Source organism: Synechococcus lacustris str. Tous (assembly GCF_003011125.1).
Taxonomy (GTDB): Bacteria; Cyanobacteriota; Cyanobacteriia; order PCC-6307; family Cyanobiaceae; genus Synechococcus_D; species Synechococcus_D lacustris.
This window is the reverse complement of record NZ_PXVC01000183.1, coordinates 1-1,440: the sequence shown is the minus strand read 5'-3', so window position 1 is coordinate 1,440 and position 1,440 is coordinate 1. Positions and strand designations below refer to the sequence as shown.

Below are 1,440 nucleotides of genomic sequence, written 5' to 3'. Positions count from 1 at the left end.
TTGGAACACTGCGGAATTTGTGGGATTTCTAATGGATTCCACCAGTTCAACAACGGCCCAGGGGCAAGGCGGTGCTCCTATTAGTGTGCAGGGGGGCTTTAGTTTGCCCCACTTAAATCTTGCTGGCTCAAAAATTAATATCGAAGGTGATCCTCTAAAAGTGGATAAGTTGCGTATTTATGCCCAAGCTTTTAACGGTACTTTTATAGCACCTTCTTCAGATATTTCTACTGATTTTCAGGTGGGTAGTTATAACCCAAGTGCTGGCACATTTACTCCTTATACAAGTGCTTCCCAGGTGGGTGGCATCGCTTCACAATCTGGCTTTGTAAGCACTACGGCCGACTTGAACAATTTAGCTGGTTTTGGAGTGCCGTGCGGCGCTAATTGCCCTTCAGGTAGTATACAAATTAAAGCTAATATTGAACCTTACAATAATACTGCAACTTCCTTAAGAGTAACCGGCCGTGAAACAATTTTTGGGCCATGGACTGTTGCAAATAACATCACCAGCGGCACAGTTGCCAACTTCACTCCCTATTTAGGCGGCGGGCTTTATCAAWCCTTAGTTTCATTACCAAATTCAGTAACGCCCACACCAACACCAACACCAACACCAACACCAGATCAAAAGCCCCGCCCAACGCCGCCCGCGCCAAGGCCCGCGCCGCGCGCAGTTSCACCAGCACCAGCGCCCGCAGCACCATTAGCCGTTTCAGCACCAGCACCAGCGCCAGCGCCAGCACCAGCACCTGCGGCTCCAGCACCTGCCGCTCCAGCGCCTGCCGCTCCAGCCCCTGCKGCCGCWGCACCGCCTCCGGCGTTAGCGCCTACTGCATCTGAGCGAATTGCATCGGCTCAGGTGATTGCTTCTTTGGAGCAATCTGAGCAAAGAAATAGTGAAAAAGTAGCTGTTGCCTTAGGGCTTTCGTTGCAGGAGGCTGCGAAATCACTCAGCACTGTTGATATTCAAAATGGYTTAAAGACTGCGATTACATCAGTGAGAACAGCGGCTGGAAAGCAAGCAGGATTAGGGCTTGATCCCGGTCTTGGTTTGCTAGCAAGCGCTGCAACTAACAATCAGGCATTGCTTATTCCTGCATTTAATCGCGCTGCATATAATCCAGCGGTTTTGCACTTGCGCTATTCAAATACTGCTGTAGGCGGCTTTGATGCTCAATTAGATTTGGTCTTAATTACAGCAACAGGTGAACCCAAAGGAATCCGTGTGCCATTGCGCCAAGCTGATTTCCGCGATTCACTGCAAAAGCTTTATGGGGCCCTTTCCCGCCTGGAAAATCTGGCAGTTAATGATGCGAATGGCCCTTCCCGCAGTTTATACAGGCAAATTTTTGCTTCCCTAGAGCCAATTCTGCAGGAGCAAAAGATCACCACCTTGCTTTTAAGCGCCGATCAAGGTTTACAGGCAATTCCCTATGC

The 1,440-nt window shown here is 49.7% G+C and carries 1 protein-coding gene and 1 pseudogene; one reads left to right on the top strand and one right to left on the bottom strand.

All coding sequences use genetic code 11. The features are described from left to right. Window positions 1-530: 530 nt before the first annotated feature. A complete protein-coding gene (locus C7K08_RS15705) occupies window positions 531-812 on the bottom strand; it encodes a hypothetical protein (RefSeq protein ID WP_161955944.1) in 282 nt (93 codons plus the stop codon). Window positions 813-862: 50 nt separating this feature from the next. Between C7K08_RS15705 and C7K08_RS15700 the strand changes: the two are divergent. After that, window positions 863-1,440: pseudogene (locus C7K08_RS15700) on the top strand (hypothetical protein); the annotation flags it as partial.